Annotated in this window: 23 protein-coding genes; 4 read left to right on the forward strand and 19 right to left on the reverse strand. The window is 36.8% G+C overall.

The genetic code is table 11. The features are described from left to right. Positions 1 to 299 precede the first annotated feature (299 nt). The 8 genes from ACFVS1_RS09730 to ACFVS1_RS09765 form a co-directional block, all read right to left on the reverse strand. Positions 300 to 2,969, reverse strand: a complete 2,670-nt coding sequence (locus ACFVS1_RS09730) for an Ig-like domain-containing protein (protein WP_387546816.1) — start codon at positions 2,967 to 2,969, stop codon at positions 300 to 302. A gap of 337 nt (positions 2,970 to 3,306) precedes the next feature. Beyond that, positions 3,307 to 3,849, reverse strand: a complete 543-nt coding sequence (locus ACFVS1_RS09735; RefSeq protein WP_352927900.1) for an Ig-like domain-containing protein — start codon at positions 3,847 to 3,849, stop codon at positions 3,307 to 3,309. 234 nt (positions 3,850 to 4,083) lie between these two features. Next, positions 4,084 to 4,632, reverse strand: coding sequence for a DUF6241 domain-containing protein (locus tag ACFVS1_RS09740; RefSeq protein ID WP_387546819.1), 549 nt, complete (start codon positions 4,630 to 4,632; stop codon positions 4,084 to 4,086). A gap of 547 nt (positions 4,633 to 5,179) precedes the next feature. Then, the gene (locus ACFVS1_RS09745; RefSeq protein WP_387546822.1) at positions 5,180 to 5,644 is read right to left on the reverse strand and encodes a ferritin family protein; all 465 of its coding nucleotides are present in this window, start codon (positions 5,642 to 5,644) and stop codon (positions 5,180 to 5,182) included. 325 nt (positions 5,645 to 5,969) lie between these two features. Then, entirely contained in the window at positions 5,970 to 7,568 is a 1,599-nt protein-coding gene (locus ACFVS1_RS09750) for a phosphodiester glycosidase family protein (RefSeq protein WP_387546825.1), read from the reverse strand. A gap of 439 nt (positions 7,569 to 8,007) precedes the next feature. Beyond that, on the reverse strand, positions 8,008 to 8,871 hold the full coding sequence (locus tag ACFVS1_RS09755) for an acyltransferase (RefSeq protein WP_387546828.1): 864 nt from the start codon (positions 8,869 to 8,871) through the stop codon (positions 8,008 to 8,010). A 471-nt stretch (positions 8,872 to 9,342) separates the two neighbouring features. Then, positions 9,343 to 10,314: a peptidoglycan-binding protein gene (locus tag ACFVS1_RS09760; RefSeq protein ID WP_483878250.1), complete on the reverse strand. Its 972-nt coding sequence runs from the start codon at positions 10,312 to 10,314 to the stop codon at positions 9,343 to 9,345. Between the two features lie 114 nt (positions 10,315 to 10,428). Further along, positions 10,429 to 10,638, reverse strand: coding sequence for a hypothetical protein (locus ACFVS1_RS09765; RefSeq protein ID WP_352927882.1), 210 nt, complete (start codon positions 10,636 to 10,638; stop codon positions 10,429 to 10,431). A 536-nt stretch (positions 10,639 to 11,174) separates the two neighbouring features. Between ACFVS1_RS09765 and ACFVS1_RS09770 the strand changes: the two genes are divergently transcribed. Both ACFVS1_RS09770 and ACFVS1_RS09775 read left to right on the forward strand, forming a co-directional pair. Then, the gene (locus ACFVS1_RS09770) at positions 11,175 to 11,996 is read left to right on the forward strand and encodes an alpha/beta fold hydrolase (RefSeq protein ID WP_352927879.1); all 822 of its coding nucleotides are present in this window, start codon (positions 11,175 to 11,177) and stop codon (positions 11,994 to 11,996) included. 22 nt (positions 11,997 to 12,018) lie between these two features. Next, positions 12,019 to 13,230, forward strand: coding sequence for a SpoIIE family protein phosphatase (locus tag ACFVS1_RS09775; RefSeq protein WP_387546836.1), 1,212 nt, complete (start codon positions 12,019 to 12,021; stop codon positions 13,228 to 13,230). Between the two features lie 901 nt (positions 13,231 to 14,131). On the opposite strand, the gene ACFVS1_RS09780 is transcribed toward ACFVS1_RS09775, so the two are convergent. Then, positions 14,132 to 14,407 carry an MBL fold metallo-hydrolase gene (locus ACFVS1_RS09780; RefSeq protein ID WP_387546839.1) on the reverse strand — a complete coding sequence of 92 codons (276 nt, stop codon included), beginning with the start codon at positions 14,405 to 14,407 and terminating at the stop codon, positions 14,132 to 14,134. Between the two features lie 401 nt (positions 14,408 to 14,808). Between ACFVS1_RS09780 and ACFVS1_RS09785 the strand changes: the two genes are divergently transcribed. Then, positions 14,809 to 15,723: an iron-hydroxamate ABC transporter substrate-binding protein gene (locus tag ACFVS1_RS09785; protein WP_387546842.1), complete on the forward strand. Its 915-nt coding sequence runs from the start codon at positions 14,809 to 14,811 to the stop codon at positions 15,721 to 15,723. A gap of 204 nt (positions 15,724 to 15,927) precedes the next feature. Here the strand turns inward: ACFVS1_RS09785 and ACFVS1_RS09790 are convergent, their stop codons facing one another. The 10 genes from ACFVS1_RS09790 to ACFVS1_RS09835 form a co-directional block, all read right to left on the reverse strand. After that, positions 15,928 to 16,395 carry an antitoxin YezG family protein gene (locus tag ACFVS1_RS09790; RefSeq protein WP_352927864.1) on the reverse strand — a complete coding sequence of 156 codons (468 nt, stop codon included), beginning with the start codon at positions 16,393 to 16,395 and terminating at the stop codon, positions 15,928 to 15,930. Positions 16,396 to 16,506: 111 nt separating this feature from the next. Continuing rightward, positions 16,507 to 17,019 carry an Imm6 family immunity protein gene (locus ACFVS1_RS09795; protein WP_387546845.1) on the reverse strand — a complete coding sequence of 171 codons (513 nt, stop codon included), beginning with the start codon at positions 17,017 to 17,019 and terminating at the stop codon, positions 16,507 to 16,509. A 16-nt stretch (positions 17,020 to 17,035) separates the two neighbouring features. Beyond that, positions 17,036 to 17,428, reverse strand: coding sequence for a hypothetical protein (locus ACFVS1_RS09800; protein ID WP_387546848.1), 393 nt, complete (start codon positions 17,426 to 17,428; stop codon positions 17,036 to 17,038). Next, positions 17,374 to 17,802 (reverse strand): hypothetical protein, encoded by a 429-nt coding sequence (locus ACFVS1_RS09805; RefSeq protein ID WP_387546851.1) that lies wholly within the window; start codon positions 17,800 to 17,802, stop codon positions 17,374 to 17,376. Before ACFVS1_RS09805 ends, ACFVS1_RS09800 begins: the two co-directional genes overlap by 55 nt. 190 nt (positions 17,803 to 17,992) lie before the next feature. Next, on the reverse strand, positions 17,993 to 18,166 hold the full coding sequence (locus ACFVS1_RS09810; protein WP_352927855.1) for an immunity protein YezG family protein: 174 nt from the start codon (positions 18,164 to 18,166) through the stop codon (positions 17,993 to 17,995). A gap of 27 nt (positions 18,167 to 18,193) precedes the next feature. Then, the gene (locus ACFVS1_RS09815) at positions 18,194 to 18,679 is read right to left on the reverse strand and encodes an immunity protein YezG family protein (protein WP_352927852.1); all 486 of its coding nucleotides are present in this window, start codon (positions 18,677 to 18,679) and stop codon (positions 18,194 to 18,196) included. Then, positions 18,680 to 20,707: a T7SS effector LXG polymorphic toxin gene (locus tag ACFVS1_RS09820; protein WP_387546855.1), complete on the reverse strand. Its 2,028-nt coding sequence runs from the start codon at positions 20,705 to 20,707 to the stop codon at positions 18,680 to 18,682. Beyond that, on the reverse strand, positions 20,704 to 20,994 hold the full coding sequence (locus ACFVS1_RS09825) for a YwqI/YxiC family protein (RefSeq protein WP_352924892.1): 291 nt from the start codon (positions 20,992 to 20,994) through the stop codon (positions 20,704 to 20,706). Before ACFVS1_RS09825 ends, ACFVS1_RS09820 begins: the two co-directional genes overlap by 4 nt. Continuing rightward, positions 20,994 to 21,422, reverse strand: coding sequence for a YwqH-like family protein (locus ACFVS1_RS09830; RefSeq protein ID WP_387546859.1), 429 nt, complete (start codon positions 21,420 to 21,422; stop codon positions 20,994 to 20,996). The genes ACFVS1_RS09825 and ACFVS1_RS09830 overlap by 1 nt, the downstream gene beginning before the upstream one ends. Positions 21,423 to 21,660: 238 nt before the next feature. After that, positions 21,661 to 21,909, reverse strand: coding sequence for a hypothetical protein (locus ACFVS1_RS09835; protein ID WP_352924890.1), 249 nt, complete (start codon positions 21,907 to 21,909; stop codon positions 21,661 to 21,663). A gap of 346 nt (positions 21,910 to 22,255) precedes the next feature. On the opposite strand from ACFVS1_RS09835, the gene ACFVS1_RS09840 reads away from it, so the two are divergent. After that, positions 22,256 to 22,660, forward strand: a complete 405-nt coding sequence (locus ACFVS1_RS09840; protein WP_352924889.1) for a hypothetical protein — start codon at positions 22,256 to 22,258, stop codon at positions 22,658 to 22,660. The last annotated feature ends 126 nt before the right edge of the window (positions 22,661 to 22,786 follow it).

Below are 22,786 nucleotides of genomic sequence, written 5' to 3' on the forward strand. Positions count from 1 at the left end.
CACTCCTCTTATTCAGCTACACCTTTAGAGTATACTCTCTATGTTTATTAATCCAAAAGAATATAAATGCCATTTAGTGTAATAAGGATAAATTATAGAAACTCATATTTGTAAGATTTGCATAAAGAAAGGACCTTTTAATACTTTAACATGTTATTAAACAAGTTTTTATCCATATCGAGTTATATTACGGTAGTTAAAAACAAAGCTAAAAAAGAGAGGTAATACTCATAGAAGTATTACTTCAGGAGTATTATGTTTTATTCCATACTCAGATACAAATATAATCCTAGTTAAACCTAGCTTACCTTCATTGTTTTGCTCTTACTCTTGTTACCTGATTTGTCTTGAGCGTATACCTTTAATGACGAACCCTTCTTTTGTGCCTTAATTTTCGCTTTAAAATATCCTCGACTATCCACTATTCCTTGCCCAATCTTCTTACTTCCATTGTAAATATAAATAGATGCTCCTTTTTCGCCTTTACCAGTTACCGTTACTGTCTTACTTGTAATATTATTGACTGTTGGGACAGAAGGTGCAGTTTTGTCTATCACCTTAATAGTTTTACTTGCACTCTTATTACCAGCTGTATCTACTGCATTAACAGAGATGCTTGTATCTGCTTTTTGTTTCGTAATCTTAATCGTATATTGACCATTTTTTGCAGTTGCTTCGCCAATTTTCTTGCTTCCCACTATTGCATAAACTTTTGCACCTGATTCCGCTTTACCTCTAATAACAGTAGCATTATCATATACAGCATTAACTGTTGGAATGCTTGGTGCAGTTTTGTCTATAACTTTAACTGATTTACTTGCACTCTTATTTCCTGAAGAATCTGTAGCATAAACAGAAATGCTTGATTCTGCCTTCTGCTTGGTAATTTTAATACTATATGCACCATTTTTTGCAGTTGCTTCGCCAATTTTCTTGCTTCCCACCATTGCATAAACTTTTGCATTTGATTCAGCTTTGCCACTAATAGCAGTAGCATTATCATATACAGCATTAACTGTCGGAACGCTAGGAGCTGTTACATCTTTTACTGTAACTTCCTTCACTTCACTGATATTTCCAGCTTCATCTGTTGCTGTAACCGTTAACTTCGTTCCTGCCTTTTGTTTCTCTATCGTTACTGTATATTTGCCTTCGGTATCAACAGTCGCTGTTCCTAATACCGCTGTTCCTGCCTTAACGGTAATCGTTGAACCTGCTTCAGCCGTTCCAGAAACACTCGTTGAACTTTCCGTTACCTCATTCACACTTGGAACAGATGGAGCTGTTACATCTTTAACCGTTACTTTAGTGGATTCACTTACATTGCCAGCCTCGTCCGTCGCTTTTATGTCTAACTCCGTACCAGCCTTTTGCTTCGTTATTCGAACCTCAAAGGTCCCATTAGAATCGACTGGAGCTGAATCAATCAAAGATTCTCCTTGAAAGATTGATACTGTTGTGCCAATCTCCGCCCATCCAGTCACTCTGGTTGACTGATCGGTTACATCGTTGACTACAGGTTTTGAAGGAGGGGTAATGTCTCCTACAGTGACTTCTACTTTTTCACTCTTATTTCCATCATTATCGGAGATGGTTACATATAGTTTAGTACCCGCTATCTGTTTTGGTATCTTGATAGAGAAATAGGCGAAACCAGAATAACCAGTATCTGAACCTATCTCGTCTCCACTTTGGTTACTCACAGTTACTTTCGCATTTTCTATCTCAAAGGGAATATATCCCCCCACGCTGTCGGAAGTGTCGTAAACACTAAAGACATTAGGAACAGGGATGTCCTTAATTTTTAACGCTTTTTTTGCATTGACACGTCCAAACCCGAAATTGAAATCTTTACCATCATTGCCAATGTCATCGGCTGTTTCATATAGCCTACTGGCAACCTGATCATTAGTAAGGGATGGTTCGTTGGCCAACAAAAGCGCTGCGACTCCCGCCACGACAGGAGAAGCCATCGAAGTTCCGCTCATCGATCCATATGAATCATTTGGGACAGTTGAATAAATGCTACTGCCAGGTGCTGTAAGGTCTATATCTGAACCATAGTTTGAAAAATAAGATCGTGTATCAGATGAAGTCGTAGAACCTACTGATATAACATTGGTGAAGGATGATGGATAGTGTGGACTAGTTGTAGCATCATTCCCTGCTGCAGCCACTATAACAACACCATTTTGATAAGCATATTGAACGGCATTATCGAAAGAGGAAGAGTAATAGTAGCTTCCTAGACTCATATTAATGATATCCGTTCCTGCCGCTACAGCTTGATAGATGCCTTGAATTACATCAGATGTATAAGCATATTCACCAGCAAATACATCGATCGGCATTATGCTCGTACTAGGGGCTACTCCCGCTCCGCCCAAATAATTATTAATCGAGCTTCCAATTATTCCAGCTACATGGGTTCCATGCTCTCCTTCAGACAAATTATTGTAAGTACGAGAAACCGCATCATAGGGAGAAACAAGTTGATTGACAAGGTCCGGATGATTAAGATCGATTCCATTATCCAACACAGCTACAACGACATTGGGAGTTCCTCGCGTCTTATCCCATGCTCTTTCTGTTTCTATGTTTTTATGATGGTATTGAAAATATCTAAAATATGGATCGTTTGGTGTATATTCCAGTTTCAGTAACCTATCAGGTTCGACGCTTTCAACATCTTTCCTTTTCTCCAATTCATCAATAAACGTATCCACGTTTTTATCTTTTGGTACCTTCATGGTTATAAGTGGGTCAAGCTCACCAGGTTGATTTTTTAACGTTTTAATTCCCTTCAAATTACTTTCCACATCTTCTTTAAGCGTCACTATGACTTGATCGATTTCATTTGTTTTTTCAGTAGAAAGCTTATTTTCCTTTGCATATGTATGAACACCAATTATAAAGAACGTCGATAGACCTACTAGCAGAGCAAACAGGGACAGGGTGACTTTTTTCATTTTTGAATCCTCCTCTTTAATAGTGTTTGATTTGCAAACAATTTTAGTAGTTCTTTAGTTCCACAGAAGTATTTGCAACAGACGATAGCTCTATTATTATACGTTTTCCTCACATCTATTTCTATCCTTTTTTAGAAAATTATTCATAATAAGTAATTATAAAGATTCATGCAAAAAGAACTAGCTAAATCAAACATCCTAGTGCTTCTATTCATAATTTTGATTTTATGTATTGATTTTAAATAAACTTAAATTGCACCGTTATAAATCAGCTGAAAATTGTCTCCCTTATATATACAAAAAGCCGAGGACTTAACCCTCGACTCTTACATTGTGTTTAGTGTTTTACAACCTTAGTAGTTGCCTTTGAACTGGTATTCCCTGCCTTATCCTTTGCAGTTATAGAAAGTGTAGTCCCTTTTTTCTGTGCTTTAATCTTGACTGAGTAGCTGCCCTTAGACGTTGCTTTTGCTGAACCGAGGGATTTACTTCCTGCCTTAACAGTTACAGTTGAGTTTGCTTCTGCATTTCCTTTTACTACTTTATCGTTATCATCGACTTTATATACTGTTGGCTTCTTTGGTGCGACAACGTCCACAACAGTTACCGATGCACTTGAAATCACATTCCCTGCACTATCTTTAGCTGTGATCGTCAATTTAGTTCCTGCTTTTTGAACAGCTATTTTAATAGAGAATGTTCCTTTAGTTGTTGCCTTTGCAGAACCTAACACTTTGCTTCCATTTTTAACAGTAACCGTAGAACTAGCCTCTGCTTTTCCAGTTAATACTTTGTCATTATTGTCAACATTATTAACTGTTGGCTTTGATGGTTTTACATTGGAAATTTCACTAACGCATCCAATTGTATCGGTCGACATGTTATTGCATATTGGATGCAATATGACCCAATTTTCACCATCCGTTATCAATATTAATTGTAAACAAGCCTCCTTATTTATTGCGGGAGGCTTGTTTACGTATTAAAGAAGAATAACCACCACATTTATACGGTCTAATTCTTTTTATCAGAATTGGATCCAATAGAACCCTAAATAAAATATTGATTTTAAAATAAAAAATAAGCCTACTCGATAGGCTCGTTTTTTTACTGCTTATTCAAAGTTTAATTTAACAAATTGAGCTTCTTCTTCAGGAGTAAGAACTCCGGTTGCTTTACCTACATTTCCATTTTGTTCTCCCCAAAGGTAATTGTGTTCTTCCACAATATCGTCGAAGTTTCCTTCTTTCCATTTTCCTACGATTCTCAGCAATTCACTTTTATAGTCGATAATTTCACTATCATCAATGAAATTATAGAGTGCATTGATGTTTTCAGAATTCATTTCAAGGTTGTACCATTTTTCTTCAGAAACTACTTTTTGATGAGTCATACTATGCATTGTTTTCATAACGTCTTCTCTTATTGAAGCTGGTCCAAGTCCTAGTTCATATAGAACTTCTTCATTTTCTAAAGCTGGTTCTTCCGTATATTCTTCGTCAGTTGTCTCAAAATCCACCTCTTCGTCCGTTGTTTCCAAAACAGGAGATGTATCTTCTTGCGTTTCTTCATAATTTTTAGCATTCTGATGGATTGTTATTATTACTGAGATAGCTGCGGCAGCTACTATAAGTCCAAACATTGACCATCTAAATTTATTCATGATAAGTTCCTCCGAGTCATCGATTATCACTCATTTCAGTTACATCCTTTTATGGATAAGCTAACCATTATTATATTAACATAAACTTTTAACAAATAATCTTATACTATTAAGTAACCATATAGATAGATATTAAATTTTTATCTTATAATAAAAAATTGAGCATAAGTTAAGTTATTAATCCTCAAAATCATCTAAATCTAAATGGATTAGATGGGATTAATAATCTCTCTGTATTGGCCATTAAACTACTCCCTATATAATTCTATATAAAATTTATTGGAAACCAATACAGAGCATCATGAGACTTCTAAGGATTATATAAATCTTACCAGTTAATCAATAGAACATTGGAACCTTTTAATCTTTCTTCAAATATCTCATAAGGATCAATTTGTCCATCTCCCTTTCAAATTTTAATTGGGAAAAAACACAAATTAAATAGTGTTTATGTATTTTTATCATTAAAAGTAAAAAAATGATAATTTTATATAAAAAATCACCAATCATATTGACTGGTGATTTCTAACTCTGTCATTCTAATCCTTTATAGTTTTGAGTTTCCTCCAGTAGATTGATAAATTTCTTCGATTGTCTGTCCCTTCGCCCGTGCCAGGATTTCAATTCTTACCATTAACTGTTTTTCTGAGAATTTCTCAATATCAGAATGGTATTCCTTTTTTTTTTGCCCGTCTCCAATAACGCCCTCTGCATTGAAGGAGATAGTAAGTGGTGCCAATTCCTCAAGCTTCTTAACCACCCTGTCAAAAAGATGAGGATGTTCACAAATAAAGCGCTGAAGAAGAAATGTTCCATATGCAATATGCCTTGATTCATCTTTCTTTAAGTGGTCAATGCCGTCTATTAGTCCGGGCATTTTACCGATCGTTTTCAGTTCATCGTAAAATGATTTATATCCAGTTTCCGCCAATACTCCTTCTGCAAACATATTGTATACTGTAGCTGCGTCAGCTATTACCTCAGGGGTTTGTTCATGCCATAGCCGTTCCATTGTTTCGGGGAGAATTTCAAAAAATTACTTGCGATAGGATTCAGAATGCAAATGAGAAAGTGAGTTTTGTAACTAGTATACCGTTTAATAGGATATACCTTGAATAAAGTTTAAATTAGGAACTTCCTCAATCGGGCGATAAAAATATAGCAAAAAGCTCGTCAACAAAAAAACAATCCCCAGGATCATCTAAAGACCTTATATTATGCCTGAAGTTCACACAATTAATGGCTGAATTCTTTGTGATCTTGATTGGATGAGTCCGTTAAAAATCTCTTCAGAAACCTATCTGAAGAGATTTAACGTTTATTTAATCCCTGCCGATCTATTCTACTAACAGAATACCGTCGGCAATTGGGCGTTCACCTGCTGCATCTGATGGTCTTGTGACTCGGTCATCTCCAACTGTCATGGTCGTCGATCCGCCGCCGTCGAGATTGATGGCATCTACGGCTCCTAATGACTTCATGACTTTCGCGCTTTCTTTAAAATTAGCTCCCACACTCCATCCGGGTGCGCGTCCATCGATGGTGACAAATAATAGATGGCCATTCTCTTTGATTCCTGCAAGCGTTCTAGGATTACGACGTTCCCCAAAACGATAATAAAACCCAGGATCTTCTTCCCAGTGAAAGCCTTCCTCTACGGCATGAATGGAAATTTCTCCGTTTTCCAATAATCGAGGACCCCCATTTATCATGCTGGTGGTTCGGTTCAATTTTAATAGCTTTCCATCTCCGGTGATTTCACTCTTCACCTGAACCTTCATCCCTAGTCGGGCATGGTCACGAAGCCACTCTGCCGCCTCCCCAGTTCCCGCAAGAACAAAACCATTCCCCGGAATGACTCCTCCACGTTGGTTACGAACTTCCGCCACTTCTCCGGCATGATTTACGACCACTTCCATACCGTCACCCAATTCTGTACTTTCTCCAAATACGGACGTATATTGGATAAGCTCACTTTCATCTTTACAAGTAAAATCATGTTTCGCCCGTTCTGTTGTCGTATCTCCTCCAACACCGCCACAATTGCGAATTAATCCTGGCTTCCGATTTAATCCATCCACTTCCCTGACCGCACCATCAGATGACGTAGCCTGAATTGACGTGGAAACGGACGCAATGTTTGCCTTCTCTTCAACAGAAGATAAAATCAGGGCAGAGCGGCCATTTATCGCCTCACTGACAAGTTGACCTTTGCTGGCGAATATACCAGCAAGATCGCCTGGTGTTCCATCCTTCTCTCCTACAACAAAGTATCCTGCATTAACTCCGGCAATGGCATCATTTCTGTCAGCAATTTGGGTCAATGTTTCTTTCCCTGTCACTGCATCATTTGCCAATTCAGGCTCCACATGCCCTTGAAATCGATCCTGATCCACTTCAAGGACATTCACTACCCATGGGCCTGTTGTTTTCTCTCCGTCTTCACCCGTATAAACAGTCCGTAGACCCGAATATCCCTTTTCCGATAACTTGTTTCTCATTTCAGCTGTATCCGCTTCCCGCTGATATTGGCCGATGCGGACAATGTATCCTAGTGGACCTTTTCCCCCATCATCCATGGCCCGATCCGGTTCTCTTATGATACGAGCATGTTTGAAACCATCTCTCTTTAAATTTCCCAACAATATCTTTGCCTGCTTCTTTGTTTTTACAAATGCCACATCCACTGTAAAATAGTCTTTCGGAGATGCTTCACCACGATGGATTTTGGTATACGTCACTCCTGGTGCTGGATTCATGGAAGTTCTTTGCTCAATCAAATTAGATGCTCCTAACGGAAGCACATGATTCTTCACTTGTAATGGAGCATTCAATTCTGCTTGAACTGGAGTTTCTGGAATGGCATTTACAATCATCACAGATGCTAGACTAATAGTGGCGATAGGCAAAATCGGCTTTTTCCATAATTTTTTCATTTTTTACCTCCAATAAAGTTATGTCCTGCTTTAACTTTATTGGAGGAATATGATGGGAAATTAAAAAGACTATTATATTTCAGTCAATTTTAAGTGAACAAAAATGAGCATAAATACTCGATTAATATTACAATTCATATTTGTGAAAGGACAACTTTTAGAATATCCTCCCTTTAATAACGTAAATAAAAATGTTTCCTTTGAAGAAAAATGCAATAGATGTCCAAACTGGATTTATTTTTGGTACGATAAGGGTCTTTCGGTTTATTCCATTTTGGTAGTGATGTCTATAGTGAGTTACATGTATTCCTGTCAAAAAATATTTATACAATTCTATGGTTTTAAAAGAAAGTTGCCCCGTTTATATAAAAAATAACGAGAACAACTCATAGTTTTGATTATTTTTTGAGATACATCCATTCATCTACTTCTTGCCTCCTTAGCGAAAGATTCGATCGAGTAATGTTTTCTTATTCTCTGGAGGTACAGGAAGAAAGAAACGATTCTTACTTGTTACATTAAGATAAGGCGTTAATAAGTCAGTCTTCTCCTCTACAGAAGTTGCGGTATTAAGCTGTTCTTCAATTTCCGCAAAATGGTTCGCCATCGAGCCTTTTGGTGTATAGACAAAACGTCCATCCGGGAAATTTTGTGATTCAGCTGTTTCTTTTTCAGTATATGCATGTACAGATGGTCGTGCCCAAAAAACATTTTTCCGCACCACACGTGCAGGACTTCCTGCAGCTGCTACATTTGATGGGATAGATTTTGCCACGAGTGACTTTGCCCCTAAAATTGAACCTGTCCCTACTTCTACTCCTTTTAGAATCAGGACGTCCTGCCCAATCCAAATGTGGTCACCTAAGTACACACTCTTTGTTGGATTTATCCGTTTTTGAGTTGTTATATCGTAGATCAAATGTGGATCTGCCAAACGAACGACTACACCACTTGAAAACATATTATCATCACCGATGAATAGATTCTTTTGCTCAGAGAGAATAAATTTCGCTAAACCATTAAATGAATAGTTGCGACCAAGGAAAAATGCATTATCATTCCAAACACTGACGCTCATTGTTGCACCGCGTTTTGATTTCCCAATGATTATGAGCGAGTTGTTGCCATTAAAATTTAGTGTTGCATTTTTAAATTTGGCTCCGTGTTCAATAATTAACCGATTTCCTTTACCCCAAAATTTGATTTTACTATTCACAAACGAAATCTCATCTTCGGTATTTCCTATAAAGTGTATTTCATTATTTGTTTCCGGTTTATGCAAGATGTTAGAAATGATTTCCATGCTGTCTATACCCGCTTTCAAAGTGTTAAAAACGCTTTCATTTTACATCATTTTTAGGTCACTACAAAGACCGCATAAGAAAACCTGAGGATATGTAAAGTGAAGCCTTCGAATTTCCTAAAATGGGTAAATGAATTAAAGTCTGTAAATCCAAAGGAACAATTGCTCATAGATAGTCGTGAAGTTGCAGAAATGGTTGGGAAACGACATGACTACTTAATTTGAGATATTAAAGGATACGTAAAGGTTTTTTTAGAGGTGTCCGTCAGCAACTAACCTTTTTCGCTTCCGCTAAGTTTTCACAGCTGCTTTTGTTTCCTCACCTTAATATCTATCATCAGCTTGATTTTAAACGAGATTGGGGTATTCACTTTTAATTACAGCTATTATACAAAAAAAGCCCTCATTTTAAGGACTTTTTTGCTAAGCTAATTGCATGTAAGCATTATACTCCATTACATTTTATATATTTCATCCAAATAATTTTGCGAAGGTATTTTCACCGGCAATCCCGTCTGCAGATAATCCATTGGCCCTTTGAAATGCCTTCACCGCTATTTCCGTTCCGCTTCCAAAGATACCATCTATGCCATGTGGATCATGTCCTTCCAAATAAAGTGCAGCTTGAAGGATATAAGTGATATTCCCTTCCGCCCCTTTCCTGACATTGGGTGAAGCCGCTTTTGTTTGGGGTCCCCATATTCCATCAACCTTAATCTTTGCACCATATTGTTTATTCAATTCTGTTTGAAAACCCTTGATCAGCGCTTTTTTAGTATTGGGACCATAATAACCATCAACATCTATTTTTGCATTATACTTGCTATTTAATGTCCTTTGAATGGACTTGATAGTTTGATTGCCGCTGTCCTTTGCAGGCGTATCTTTTACAATGACTTCCGATCCGACTTGTGTTGCTGGTGGAGTGGTTCCATTCACTTTTGATATCAGTCTAGGCTTTGTTCCCGCTTTTAACTGAGAATAAGTTAGTCCGCCCGTCATATAAAAGTGCGGATAATCTTTAAAGCTTGACCAATCCCCGCCCCATGCAAAGCCCAAGGATTTACCAATAGCCGCTACTCGTTTCCATTTTGCATCAACAGTCCATATGGCATTCTTTCCATCATCGCTGACTATGAAGTAATCAATGGCTAGTCCATAGTTATGGTAAGATTGACCTGGCATTGCGTTGGTCACTCTTGGTTTCGATAAATCACTATAGTTTTTTCCATTGTAGATATAACCTAGGCGACCTTGACCATATAGCTTCGCTTGTTCTTCCATAGACCGATAACCTGCGCTGATTTGGACAAAAATCCCTTCTTTGTATGCCCGTTTAACCATTTCCAATGCTGATTCTTTTACGACTGGATGAATGCCGCTGCCCATATTCTTTTCCGAACGATCCAATAAAGTTTCTAATTTAACTGTCAATTTAATCACCTCCTAATATGTTATGGTGCTAATTAGGAAATGCTTGTACACCTACCTTGACGTTACAAATCGTTCTTAAATAAAAAAAAGCACAACCCTAAATGGGGCTGTGCTTTTGATCGATTATAAAGGCATATTTTGATCTTCTTTTTCTTTCCCGATTACCCTTATCAACTCATCCAGCTTTTCATTTCTTTCTTGATCTAATCTTGTCTTTGCATTGATGAATTTTATAATCTTAATTATGAAATAAACACTTAATACAAGAAGTCCCAAATAAAACAAAATCGGTATGATTGCAAAAAGCCCTATTAAACTACTGGCTTGGTCCATAAATAATTCCTCCCAAATGTAAAATATAGTATTATTATACAGAAAAAACAAAGAAGGCGTCCGATTTTGATTTATTATTTACATAATTATTTTGCTTAAAAAAACTGAAGCTAGCCACATTTTAATGATCTCCATTTTCCGAAGGCTAATGATAAAGGAACGTTGTCGGCCTTTTCCGGTTATAAGAAGTTCGTGTGAAACTCCACGAAGTGTATCCCATTCAAGTTCATTTTAAAACGAGTGCTTTTGATTATTCATTTTTATTAACAAATCTTACATGATGGTTTGAGGAGATAATGTGGTTCCTCGTACTCACCGACGAGAAAATCTAAGACTATGAAAACCGATCATTACTTACCAGGGTAAAAAGTTGACAGAACTTAAAGGTAAATTGATGCTAAGACAATTTTCAGTTCCAGTAAATCTTGGTGATGTTAAAGATAAGTTCCACCGATTTTGTGCTAAAGTGTAATTCTTTAATTCGAATAAGGTTAGTGTTAACATATAGTGTGTATCTTCTAATGAAGGAGCTAATCATGAATCCCAATATTTTATTGCGCAATAATGTAAAGTTTAAAGGAAGTGGTACACGACCAATGATATTTGCCCCAGGTTTTGGTTGTGATCAAAATGTCTGGCAATCAGTTGCAAAAGACTTCGAAGATGAATACCAAATTATCCTATTTGACTATGTTGGGTCAGGTAATTCAGATATACAGGCATATAACGTGGAAAGATACAGTACTCTTGAAGGGTATGCACAAGATGTACTTGATGTTTGTTCCGCATTAGACCTAAAGGATGCTATATTTGTTGGACACTCTGTTGGGTGTGTGATTGGCATGCTGGCATCAATTAAACATCCTGAATATTTTTCTAAACTTGTTCTGGTTGGTCCTTCTCCTTGCTACCTGAATCTGCCTAATGATTATTACGGGGGATTCGAAGAAGAACAACTTTTAGGATTGATTGATATGATGGACAAAAATTATATAGGCTGGGCAACCGCCTTTGCTGGAACGGTAATGAATAATCCAGATCGACCAGAGCTTAAACGGGACCTAGAGAATCGTTTTTGTTCTACTGATCCTATTATCGCTCGACAATTTGCGGAGGTCACCTTTTTTGCTGATAACCGTAAAGACTTACCAAAAGTAAAAGTACCATCACTCATTTTGCAATGTTCAGAAGATGTTATTGCTCCCTCAGCAGTAGGTGATTATATCCATAAGCATCTTCCTGATAGTACATTGAAATTGATTAAAGCAACAGGACACTGTCCACATTTGAGTCATCCTGAAGAAACGATATACCTAATTCGCCAGTATTTGGATGAATTTCCGACAAACGATTTATAGAAAGAGATGGGTGTGAATTTTTGTGAATGAACAACTAAATGAGGCACCCTGCGGATATTTAACTTTATCAGAAGAAGATACTATTTTATCCGTTAACCAAACCTTACTTAAACTATTGGGGTATAATATCGATGAATTGAAGGGACATCCCATTAATTTTATCCTTTCGGCTTCTGCTATACTCTTTCATCAGCTTTATCTGGTTCCTCTAATTAAGATAGAAAATCACATTGAGGAAATATATATATCCTTAAAGTCTGAAGACGGTGAAGAATTACCTGTGTTACTAAATGCTGTTCAAAGAGAGCGAGATGGAAGAACTATTATTGAGTGTGTAGTGATTCCAATGCGAAAAAGAAACGAATTAGAAAATGAGCTTCTTAAAGCGAAAAAAGAGGCAGTGACAGCTCTAAATGCTAGGAATAAGGCTTATTGCGATTTAGAGACTGCTCATGAAACGATGAAAATGCAAAAGGATGAACTTATCCAATTAAACGAAAAAAACGAAAAATACAAAGTAGATACAGAAAGAGAATTGAACCTTGCTAAAAAAATCCAGGAGACGCTATTAACGGTTCCTATTAGTAATGAACATCTTGAAATTCAAGCGTATTATAAAGGCTCCAATCAATTATCAGGTGATCTATATGGATTCTACCAAATTGACGCCCAACGGTATGGGCTTATCCTACTTGATGTGATGGGTCACGGGCTTTCTTCAGCTCTCATAACCATGTCACTACATTCCATATTTCAGAGATTAATTTTAAAAGGTTCTGAAGTGAAAACGGTGATGAAAGAATTAGATGATCACCTACATTCTTTATTCAAAAACACAAGTGAAACTTGGCATTACTGCACAGCCGTCTACCTTTTAATCGATACTGATAAGAGAGAAATTCATTATATTAATGCAGGCCATCCTTCTGTTCTTTTACAGGATAAAAACGGAAAACAATATCCGTTGCGTTCTAATCGGCCTCCACTCGGTATGTTTGAAGAAATTATTTTTAAAACAAACTCCCTTACATACAATAAGGACAGTAAGCTCTGCCTTTATACAGATGGAGTTGAAGAACCTCTAGGTTCAGACCGTTTATGCTCCTTATTAAAGACCTATTCGGCTGCCCCTTTATCTACACTAAAAGAGGAAATTATACAATCGCTTAGAAATGAAGAGGACACTGACCAACGTAAAGATGACCAAAGTCTTATTTTGGTTAATCTAAAATAAGACTTTGGGGTTGGGGCTGCGCTATCCGTTACAAAAACTAATACAGGTTGCAGTTCAATTTCTTGGGAGTTCCTGTAGTAGATACTAATTTAGTTAGTTCGAAAACCTCATTGTGTGGATACGCCTTTTTATTTAGGGATTAACTTTAGTTCAATAAACTTTTATCATTCTATATCCCTTGCAAAATTTCACATCACTATAGAGATCCTTAATGGATCAGTTTAGTAATGGGCATAAAACAAATGAGGAGCTATCTATTTTAGGGTAGCCCCTATTTTTTATGCAAAATAATTATCAAAAACCAATCCAAAAATCAACCAGCTACCAGCACACGCTTCTCCAACCGATTTAACCAGCTATTTTCATTCATTTGTTCCATCCACTTCCAATCTTATCCATTATATAATGAAGCGATTAAAGAGGAAGGGGGCATGGCAAATGAACGAAGGTAGAGATCTATTCGTTTCTTCACTCGCTTCTCCATTTATACTTGCGGCTCACTGACTAATAAAAATAATGAAGTCATTCAGCAAAGCAGGCAAATCCTTAAGAAAGACTAGCTTAAAAACACTCAGCCATCACGGTTGAGTGTTTTTAAGCTTTTATATTTCAGAGCATTACTCACCATCAATTCCATGTCCAAATAAAAAAGGCGGTCACTAGGACCGCCCCTGTTTAACAACTGTTTTACAGCTGCTTCATTCTTTTGTAATTAATAAAAACGATGCTTGTTTTTTTTGCACTTCTTACATTTACAACGCTTTCCAGGAAACCATACTGTACTCGGGTTGTTATTCTCATAACATTTCTCTTCAAAACAACAATATATCTGCATCCTAACACCCTCCTTACTATTGTATATGCCTGTACTGATTATAGGTGTGGACAAGTTAATTAAAGTTTAGAGTGAATCCGAAAACAATTTTTTCATTGATTCTAGCCAATTTCCAATGTATGTGGAAGCAAAACCGAAATCTCCCCAAGTTTTATGACTAGGAATAACAATTTTTGAATCTTTGTATACATACATTAAATTCATCATCGTTATTGGCCAAGCTTTCATGATAGCTTCATCAGTTATCCCCGAATTCTTTTGTTTCATATTTCCAACATTTAAAGTTGATGCCATCGAATCCAGTGAAGGATCAGGCATAGGATAATTGAATTCTTTTGCCAATCATGATGTAAAACCCTTTTTTAACTTTTTCATTACTGCTTTCTTTCAATACTATATTTATAGAATGATATATACCTCCAAATTTCAGTTCAAATAAGTATGATTTTACAACGATTAGACCATAATATAGTTATGTAAACAAGGATTAATCAAATAAAATAGATTAATAAAAATTTAAGGAAGTCTTCAACAAGGATTTAACGACGCAGGCAGAAAATGATGACTGGGAACACAGCAATTTTTTAGTACACTGTTTTAGTCATCTGGCGAAAGTTATTGACAATGATTATCATTACTATTAATATATTGATGTAGCAATTGAAAATGAATATCATTATTAATTAGATATTTTTTTGATATGTTTTTAATCTACTCTATTATTAATAAGGAGAAAAATCAGAATGAACAAGCTATTCATCCCCTTCCTACTCTTGTTCGTACTTATTCTTAGTGCTTGCGGGAACAAAGAGACAGCGAACGAAAATCATGCATCCAAGGCTAAAAAAGAAACAGTTACATATCAATCAGAAACTGGCCCTATTGAGATTCCTAAAAACCCAAAAAGAATAATAGCTCTCTCTAATGGACCTAATGTATTGGCTTTAGAAGGCAATGTCGTTGGGATAGACCAATGGACTAATATGAATCCACTTTTTAAAGAAAGACTAAAGGGTGTGGAAGTCGTATCAGAAGATAACCTCGAGAAAATCATTGAACTGGAACCGGACTTAATCATTGCGGGATCCGAGATGAAAAATATTGGAAAGCTAAATGAAATTGCTCCAACTGTAGTATTCACTTGGGGAAAATTAGATTATTTATCACAGCAAATAGAAATCGGAAAACTCTTAAACAAAGAAAAGGAAGCAAAAGAATGGGTTAATGATTTCGAAACGCGTGCAGAATCAGCAGGAAAAGCGATACGTGCAAAAATTGGTGAAGATGCAACCGTTTCTGTGATTGAAAATGATGCTAAAGAGTTTTATGTATTTGGAAATAATTATGCACGCGGAACAGAAATATTGTATCAAGCAATGGATTTGAAAATGCCTGAAAAAGTAAAAGAAAAGGCACTTAAATCCGGCATTTATGTCCTCTCATCTGAAGTGCTTCCTGAATATACTGGAGATTATATTATCTTTAGTAAAAACCCGGACGTAGTTAATTCATTTGTGGAGACCGAAACGTGGAAAAATATACCTGCAGTTAAAAACGATCGTATATTTGAAATAAATAGTAAAGCATCCACCTACAGTGATCCAATCACTCTAGAACATCTTCTGGAATTTTTCGAAAAATCATTTCTTAACAAATAGTATGTAACGAAAGGAATTCTTTAAATGAGGATTCCTTTCTTTAATGTGTTTTACACTTGAATTTCTTCTTTAAAAAAACAAAAAGCAGCTGTTGCATAAAAGGCAAACAGTGTTAAATCTAAATCTAGCTGATATTCATATCAACAATGAAAAGACCTTAACTTTTACGTTGAGGTCTTTCGAACAGGCTTTTCTTGCCCTACATCATTCTTTCTTAAGGTATTCTTCTAAAATACTCTTATCATAATCAGATTCAGGTAAAAGGCCCAAACGTGTATATTCCCAAATAACCCTTCTTTCGTGATCATCTGCATCTGATAGATCTTCATAATCATAGTCAACTTTAAATTTCCCTGTACTTTCTAAAGTGAAAGTTAAATTGGTCCATTGTTCTTGATTATTATTTTTAAATTCATCTGATAATAGTTTTAATTCATCTAATAATTGATACCATAATTTATCGTATTCTTCTTCATTAAAACTATATATTTCAGGTATATCATGACTATAAATAGGCACTTCACTTTTAGGAGTATAATAAAAAAAGAATGCAGTACCGGTACCTTCAGCAATTTCACCGTACATTAATACCTTTGACCATTCCTCTGGTATAGTTTCATTAATAGTTTGAGCTATTTTCTGATAATAATCATTTAGTTTTGATTCGTTCAATTTTTTATCCCCCTACTCTATTTTCAAATGTTCTTAACTTTCTCAGGTTCACCTAATAAGATTGTTAAGTAAAAAACCTTCTCCCTTAGGAAGAAGGTCTATTTTATGTTTTTAGAAAAATGGTAAGCTATCCCTTTTTATATAATTATAGTTTTCAATATTATCGTTTAATGAGTAGTTTTCCAATAAGTATTTTTTTACATTATTTAGACTTTCAATCTTAAAATAACTAGATTCAATCGCATTTTCACCTAATATTCTTAACGTTTTATCATCAATCACTTCAATCACTTGAGGAACAAAGTCTCTTTTTTCCTTTTTATATGCTTGATAAGTTGTAAAAGAAACTGCATCTAAAACTGAATACCATGCATATTGTTTTTGTACATCCTTTTCTTTATTTGCAAACTCAGCTACATCTACATAATCTTCGCTATCTATGTAGTTACACAAATCATCCGCATTGATTTTTTCACCTTCTAGCCATTTCCAACAGGAATCTAGAGCTTCTCTACCAGTTTTATATCCGAGTTCATTCTTACTAATTATATTATACATATTTTCAGCTATTACCAATCCTACTGCAACCTTAGCCACTGCATTGAGATTATTGATAAAATCCATAACTATCATTCCCTACTTATTTTCTTTTTTTAACCACATTTTCTGGCAACCCATTTATTACCTCAAAGGATAATGTATCTCTTGAATATGGTAAACTTGGATTTATTTCAGTCGATACTTTAATTTTTAAATTAGGATACATATCAGTCATTTGCTTAAATATTCCTCTTTCATCATTTGGAACAGGATCAAACAAACCTTTTGTACATTTATTACAAATTCCGTTTGGATTAGACTGATGGATATATAGTGTTCCCTTCATATCTTCTGGTTTAAGTCGTGCTTTTTTAACAGCATCCTCAAATTCAGCTATTATACCTTCTTCTGCATGATCCATGAACTGGGCATGTCCTCTTATTGCTCTATTATAAGGAGTTTTAATTTCACGACCAGGATATAGTTCATCCAAACTTGGTAAACCTGCTTCTTTTCAACTTTGGGAGAGCCACCCTCAAATACTATACCTTCTAAACCTTTTATATCTGTTTTTCCAATAGCAATTGTTTGAGTTTCAGGAACACCTAGTTTTTTTCCAATACTTTCCAAATCCTCTTTCCCAACGTTAATACCCGATTTACTTCCAGTTCTATTTACACCGTAACCACCATCACTCTTTACCGCAAACTTCTGTACGATATCCTTAATAGTCGTTTTATCAAAAGTGACATGCTTGTAGTTGTTTCCATACGCCGTGGCTAACTCTTCGACCTTGATACGAAGAGGTACTTCCACATTGCCGATTTGCCGGCCGAATGCTTTTGCGTACTGAACCTGCTTTTGCACAAATTCCTTGCTGTAAGGGACGAACTTTGTACCACTCGCTACTTTTTCCTAAGCAACCTCGCCTTGAAGTAAATCTGTATGATTTTAAGTCCTTACGGCCTATTATCGGAGGAGCCCGATATGGCGTAAGATAATACATTTTCATATTTCAACAATGAAAAGACAAAAGACCTTAACTTTTGAGTTAAGGTCATACAAAAGAACAAGCTCTTCTTGTCCTCCAATATTCATTCTTAAGGTATTCTTCTAAAATATTCTTATCATATTCAGATGCAGGTAAAAGACCCAAGCAGGTATATTCCCAAATACCCCTTCTTTCGTAATTATCTCCATCTGAAAGATTTTCATAACCATAGTCAACCATAAATTAGATTTTTATTAACAGGTATGTTTATTTAGTAGTATTCTTAGTTTTTTTATATTCTTCAATTATCGTGAAATCCCGTTTTCTATTCGCGTTTGGCATTATGCCTAATTTTTCATATTCCCAAATTACTTGTTGCTCATAGCTATCATCATTTTCTAAATTTCTATAATTATAATCAATATTAAATTTTCCATTTGATGTCAATTCTAATGTTAAATTAGTCCACTGTTCTTGTTTTTGATTTTTAAATTCATCCCATAATTCTCTTAGATATTCATATAATTGGTGTAATTGTCTATTAACTTCGTCCTCATTAACATTATCCATATCTTCAATATCTAAACTATAAATAGGTATTTCTTTATTATGAGGAAAATAGTAGAAATAGGTTCGATTACTCCACTCTGTTACTTCAGAATATAATAATACTTTATCCCAAGATTCAGGAATTATAAAATTTAATTGTCGTCCTACATTTTGATATAGTTGCTCCATTTTTTCTTTATTCATTTATTTACCTCCATATATGTTTTCCAAGACTTCCACAGCTTTTTTACCATCAATTTTATACTTTATTTCAAATCTACTTGGTCGTAAAGACTGCCCTTCATATATTGGTTTTATATCTACCGAAACTTGTTGACCTTCTCTTAAAGCTTTTGCCCAAGCATATTCAAGTTTTTTATAAGCACTTACATTAACATTACCATTCATCGCAACTATATTATCGATAAGAGGAGAACCGTTAAATTGAGTACCGATTAAATGTCCTCCATGATCCCCTTTAGTACTAGGAGCTATAATTCTCTCATCCCCTCCAGCAGCTAACTGGTGTTTGGTATCACGAACACCCATTTCCAACGTTAACTCTCCTGAAGCCTTCTCAATTCTTCCTAAATCGTCTGTTTGATATCTATATCCATTTGTTTCATATTTAACATTTGGCTTTAATTTAAACTCATCTAAAAAATGACTACCGTCTTTAATTATATCACCAACACTCTTACTACCTTTACCCGTACCCTTAGGAATACTCTCCCCTGAAACAGCCTCTACTTTGCTATCCTTCACCATAAATTTCTGATAGGCTTCCTTAATTGTCTGCTTTTCCATCATAACTTGGCGAATGGTTGGTCCTCCTGTGAGGGATACTTGATCCATACTTATCCGTTTAGGGATTTCTTTTTTACCGATTGCTTTACCTATATTTTTTAACGTGGTTTTTCCTGATCTCGCTATGTCTGTTATTGTAGCTTGAGCCTTCTTAACCTGCCTTTGCGCAAATTCCTTGCTGTAAGGGACGAACTTTGTACCACTCGCCACTTTATCAACGACCTTAGCCGCACCTGCCACACCGCCGATTCCAAGTGCCATCAACAGCCCGTTCTGGCGCTGTTCCTCGGTCAGTTGATGGCCGAACATGTCTTTGCCTGTGACTGCTTCGCCAAGGCCGTTGGCTGCGAGGAGTCCGTATATCCCGTATTCGGTTTTCTGGAGGAGGCTAAAGCCTTTTGTCGTTTTATAGGCATCGAGCGCGTGGTTCGCTGCGTTGAGTCCTTTGGCCGTTTTGTAGATGGCGCTGCCGCCCTTGATGGCCCGGCCGGCCCAGCCGACGACGGGGATGAATCCAGCGGCTGCCATGGCGCCGGCGGCGATTCGTTCGGCATCGGACAGCTTGCGGCCCGTTACTGGATCGACTCCTGTTGAGGCCCTGATTGAATCATAATATCCCGTGAATTCCCCTGTAAAGGTTTTTGTCGTATCCCAGGCTTTTTCGTACCATGGGCGGTTTTCGAGTTCTTCCATTTCTTGTTCGATTTTCAGGGCTTCGGCTTGCTGCTTTTTGAAGGTTTGATAGTCTTTCATCTGACCGGCGACTTCATCCTTCACTTGATAGACGTCACTATTTTTGAATGCCGTTTGGTTGAAGGTCATCGGCGAAACGTTGCCGTCCTGTTTGGTGGCATCAAGCAAGGCACGGAAAAGGCCAACGGCCACGTTCTCCTGCCCGATGGACACATCATATTCTTCGACCAATTGCCGGTCGACATTCTCGACCTTTGTCACGGTGTCATCCAGCCTGTGCCCGGCCAGCGTGATTTTTTCATTAAAGTCTTTTTGGTCGAACCTATCAAGAGGCAGAATATCGTCAATGCTGTCGAGGACCCTTTGGAGATCGTTTGCTTGTTGATCGACAAGCGACTTCGCTTGGTTGATGCCGTTCGAGACTTCGCCATCTAAAAAGGGAACCGCGACTACCGTATTTCCGGAGAGGTCCGCCTCTTCCAGGGTGGCCGGTATGCCTTCCAAAAAACTGATTTGGGTCGTGAATAGTTCCATCCAGGCATCCGCCACCTCGATTTGTGCTTCATAGAAGCTTTTGATGGCGGCAGCACCGGCTCCTTGAAACTCGTTATCCAGACCGACGATGCCCTGAAATTCTTTCTTCAGGGCTGTGACTTCCTTCTTTAGTTCTTCATATTGCTTAGCGCGCGACTTGGTTACGGCCGTCAATGTCTCGGCTTCATATATTTTCATCGCGTAGGATACCCATGTGAAGACGCTTGGGCGATGGCTTCATCCTGTTCTTTTAATAAGTCAATGTTGGCACGGGTATCTTCCACATTTTTCTGTACGATTTTGATATATTGCTCGAAGACCTTCTCCAGGTTCGTTTCCCGGTCGATCCATTTCGAGGTGAATTCCAATTTATTGTTACCTAACTCGCCTGCCGGCAAATTTCCAAGCGTGACTGTACCAAGTGCCGTCTTCACCTGATCGACTTGCTTCGTTACGGCAGGATGATTCAGTTTGATTGTCGTCATTAAAACAACCGCCTTTTTAAATCTGAAATTTTACTTTCCAGCTGCTCAAATGCCTCTTCGCCTTTGCTCAAAAGGGAATCGGCTTCATGGGCTATATTCCCCGCTATGCTCAGAAGCGTATTCTCGGCATTCAGCTTTGTAATCATTGCCTCGATTTTCCATTGGTAATCATCATAATCGTCATGAATGATACTGAACATCACATTATAGGCATCATGACGGGCATCCTGAAAATGATCCGAACGGTTCCCTGTCCAGCTGTCACCAAGCTCAGGGTCTTTTATTTTCCTAATCTCGTTCAGACACATGCTCTGTTCTTTTATAATATCGTTTTTCGCATTTTCTAATCGTTCAATTTTCACTTGTAAATCAGCTTTTTTACTGGAGATAGCAGAGTGTATATTACTCAGAATATCTGCATATACCATGAAACTCACCTCAGAAACAGTATAATTCTACACAAAATGTCATATTTTCCTATTTAATATTATAAGGATTATAGTCCAAGAGTTAAATAGGGAGAAATATGCTATTTTGTCAGTTGAAAGAGAAGATTGGCATAAAAAAGTTCCTACATACCATATTCTTTATACCCGTCATTTTACCAATTTTAAACAAGTTAACAGAATGTCATCTTATTAGATTCTCTATAAAAATTTCAATACTTTATTCAAATTGCCCTTGATTGTATCTGCGCAGCAAGCCATCCCGAACAAATTCCCTGCAAGAGGAAGATAAATGTGAACGCTCGGGATGTATCAAATCACCAAAAGGCAAATCACCGACAAATTTAACTTCCCCTTCAAAATCCTGTCCGGATTCAGCATCAAAACCGAGGACCTTCACAAAGCAAGTTTTGTGTCCGGTTTTCATAAAATCAATTACGGTTAACTCATGATTATGTATATCATTCATCCTTTTTTCCTCCAAACAGAAATCATGAAGTAAAGATATTTTTTACTAGCATTAAATAAAGGAACCGATTAAAACAATCATTGCTTAGATAGCTAAGGTGTTAAAACATTGGAAATAGGCATCCTACTTTCCATGATTCGCTTATACTTCATTTTTCTATGTACTTTGTTCAATCTACCCTTATTTAGCTGACGTGCATGTAATGACTTCTTCATTCATTTATGTTTTTTTCGTTTCCCAGCATGTTTATGATTTCACATTACTTCCATCGAAGGTCAGTCTGGCACCCCCCCACTTCTATATAGATTTATAACCTGCTATAATCTAAGGAATGGAGGTGTGAAAAATGAAAGAAATCATCCAGATATTAGCTGAAATCGTCAATAATCTTCACGATTTCATCCTATTCTTTGTGAGTGACACATTAAATTCAAATGCAACGGACAAAGATTTGCATTTTTGGATAATGGGAATCATCGGTATCATCATATTTTTGTTCGTGTTATTTTTATCTAATTTAATTTCCCGGATGCGTTTTGGGATAACGATACTCTCTTTCCTTTATACCTTTACAGTCATGGTTGTTTTAGTATTCGCCATTGAAATACAGCAAGCCCTTACCAGCAGGGGGAATATGGAGTTTCAAGATGCGGCGATAGGACTTTGGGGGTTCATCGTATTTTTCATGGTTTTTGCAGTACTATCATCCATTTTCCTTTTGGTGAAGAATTTTTTCAAGCAATCAAAATAAAGGTAACGATAGGTCACCTTGCTTAAAACATTCCAAATGGCCTTTAATAACTTGAAATTCGGATTTTTGTATTGGCGGGAATGATAAAATCTCTGTAGCATCAACTTAAACCGGAAGGAAGGTTAC

It is taken from the genome of Peribacillus sp. NPDC058075 (genome assembly GCF_042885195.1).
Lineage (GTDB): Bacteria > Bacillota > Bacilli > Bacillales > DSM-1321 > Peribacillus.

Excerpts from the sequence above, each read along its gene's own strand:
- ACFVS1_RS09730 (WP_387546816.1), bottom strand. The coding sequence starts at position 2,969 with ATGAAAAAAGTCACCCTGTCCCTGTTTGCTCTGCTAGTAGGTCTATCG.
- ACFVS1_RS09735 (WP_352927900.1), bottom strand. The coding sequence starts at position 3,849 with ATGTCGACCGATACAATTGGATGCGTTAGTGAAATTTCCAATGTAAAA.
- ACFVS1_RS09740 (WP_387546819.1), bottom strand. The coding sequence starts at position 4,632 with ATGAATAAATTTAGATGGTCAATGTTTGGACTTATAGTAGCTGCCGCA.
- ACFVS1_RS09745 (WP_387546822.1), bottom strand. The coding sequence starts at position 5,644 with ATGGAACGGCTATGGCATGAACAAACCCCTGAGGTAATAGCTGACGCA.
- ACFVS1_RS09750 (WP_387546825.1), bottom strand. The coding sequence starts at position 7,568 with ATGAAAAAATTATGGAAAAAGCCGATTTTGCCTATCGCCACTATTAGT.
- ACFVS1_RS09755 (WP_387546828.1), bottom strand. The coding sequence starts at position 8,871 with ATGGAAATCATTTCTAACATCTTGCATAAACCGGAAACAAATAATGAA.
- ACFVS1_RS09765 (WP_352927882.1), bottom strand. The coding sequence starts at position 10,638 with ATGGACCAAGCCAGTAGTTTAATAGGGCTTTTTGCAATCATACCGATT.
- ACFVS1_RS09770 (WP_352927879.1), top strand. The coding sequence starts at position 11,175 with ATGAATCCCAATATTTTATTGCGCAATAATGTAAAGTTTAAAGGAAGT.
- ACFVS1_RS09785 (WP_387546842.1), top strand. The coding sequence starts at position 14,809 with ATGAACAAGCTATTCATCCCCTTCCTACTCTTGTTCGTACTTATTCTT.
- ACFVS1_RS09795 (WP_387546845.1), bottom strand. The coding sequence starts at position 17,019 with ATGGATTTTATCAATAATCTCAATGCAGTGGCTAAGGTTGCAGTAGGA.
- ACFVS1_RS09810 (WP_352927855.1), bottom strand. The coding sequence starts at position 18,166 with ATGGTTGACTATGGTTATGAAAATCTTTCAGATGGAGATAATTACGAA.
- ACFVS1_RS09815 (WP_352927852.1), bottom strand. The coding sequence starts at position 18,679 with ATGAATAAAGAAAAAATGGAGCAACTATATCAAAATGTAGGACGACAA.
- ACFVS1_RS09820 (WP_387546855.1), bottom strand. The coding sequence starts at position 20,707 with ATGAAAATATATGAAGCCGAGACATTGACGGCCGTAACCAAGTCGCGC.
- ACFVS1_RS09825 (WP_352924892.1), bottom strand. The coding sequence starts at position 20,994 with ATGACGACAATCAAACTGAATCATCCTGCCGTAACGAAGCAAGTCGAT.
- ACFVS1_RS09830 (WP_387546859.1), bottom strand. The coding sequence starts at position 21,422 with ATGGTATATGCAGATATTCTGAGTAATATACACTCTGCTATCTCCAGT.
- ACFVS1_RS09835 (WP_352924890.1), bottom strand. The coding sequence starts at position 21,909 with ATGAATGATATACATAATCATGAGTTAACCGTAATTGATTTTATGAAA.
- ACFVS1_RS09840 (WP_352924889.1), top strand. The coding sequence starts at position 22,256 with ATGAAAGAAATCATCCAGATATTAGCTGAAATCGTCAATAATCTTCAC.